Origin of the sequence: Weissella sp. DD23 (assembly GCF_001579105.1) — a bacterium.
Lineage (GTDB): Bacteria > Bacillota > Bacilli > Lactobacillales > Lactobacillaceae > Weissella > Weissella cibaria.
Genome location: NZ_KQ970394.1, coordinates 246365 through 247872, shown reverse-complemented (window position 1 = coordinate 247872; position 1508 = coordinate 246365). Strand labels below are relative to the sequence as shown.

The following is a 1508-nucleotide window of genomic DNA, read 5'->3' as shown; positions in this document are numbered from 1 at the left end:
GACACACGTGGGTTCACTTCGAATGATGTAGTACTGGAACGACTCTGGGTTCAGTGCCATTTGAATATTAACGCCGCCCTCAATCTTGAGTGCTCGAATAATTTTCAAAGCTGCATCACGCATCATTTGCAGTTCACGATCAGACAAGGTTTGCACCGGCGCGACCACAATCGAATCACCCGTGTGGATACCGACTGGGTCAAAATTTTCCATCGATGCCACAATTAAGGCGTTATCAGCCGCATCACGCATCACTTCGAATTCAATCTCCTTAAAACCAGCAATTGATTTTTCAATCAATACTTGCGTCACTGGTGACAATTCCAAACCATTTGCCGCAATCTCAGCCAATTCAGTTGGTGTGGCCGCAATCCCACCACCAGTTCCACCAAGGGTGTACGCTGGGCGCACAATCACTGGGTACCCATGCGTTGTCGCAAATGTTAACGCATCATCAACCGTCGTAGCAATCGTTGACTCAGGGACTGGTTCATGAAGCCGATCCATTAAATCTTTAAACGCTTCCCGGTCTTCCGCCTCTTCAATCGCCGTTAATTTTGTACCGAGTAACTCGATGCCCATTTCGGCCAAGATACCTGTTTCAGACAGATCCTTGGCTAAGTTCAGTCCTGTTTGCCCACCCAAGGTTGGCAAAATAGCATCTGGCCGTTCTTTCCGAATGATGCGCTCCAAAAACTCCAACGTTAGCGGTTCAATATAAACGCGGTCAGCCATTTCCGCATCCGTCATAATGGTGGCAGGGTTCGAGTTTACCAAGACAACCTCATAGCCTTCCTCTTTCAAAGACATCGTTGCCTGCGTACCAGAATAATCAAACTCGGCCGCTTGACCAATCACAATGGGTCCTGAACCAATCACTAAAATCTTTCGAATGTCTGTACGCTTAGGCATGTTGCACTCCTTGCTTTTCGTTGGCAATCATCTGCAAAAAATCATCAAATAAATACTCAGCATCGTGAGGACCTGGTGCTGCATCTGGGTGGAATTGTACCGAGAAGGCTGGTCGGTTCGTCAACTGTAATCCTTCAACTGTGTGGTCATTAATTTCTTCGTGGGTGATCTCTAACTTCGTATCAACAATTGATGATGCATCAACCGCATAACCATGATTCTGCGACGTAAAATCAATTCGGCCAGTGTTCAAATTGCGAACCGCGTGGTTAAAGCCACGGTGACCAAACTTTAATTTGTAAGTTTCTGCGCCATTGGCTAAAGCAAACAATTGGTGACCCAAGCAAATGCCCATCAATGGCAAGCGATCCTGCAACGTGCGGATAACCGGCAATACCCCCTCGACTGATTCAGGGTCACCCGGTCCGTTTGAAAGTAACACCCCGTCTGGGTTAGTATCCAAAATTGTTTGGGCATCTACTGTCGCTGGGAAAACCGTCACATTGACGCCGCGCTTGGCTAACGCGCGTAAAATTGAGTTTTTCAACCCAAAATCAATCATCGCAATTGACACGCCATCCGTTGGGTTAACGTAC

At 47.2% G+C, this 1508-nt stretch carries 1 protein-coding gene and 1 pseudogene; both read right to left on the bottom strand.

Features of this window, described 5'->3' with window-relative positions:
* A pseudogene (locus WEIDD23_RS14765) lies at nucleotides 1-912 on the bottom strand (carbamoyl-phosphate synthase large subunit); the annotation flags it as partial.
* On the bottom strand, nucleotides 905-1508 hold a 604-nt coding region (locus WEIDD23_RS08610), incomplete at its 5' end, for a carbamoyl phosphate synthase small subunit (RefSeq protein WP_082778323.1). The gene WEIDD23_RS08610 and the pseudogene WEIDD23_RS14765, both read right to left, overlap by 8 nt.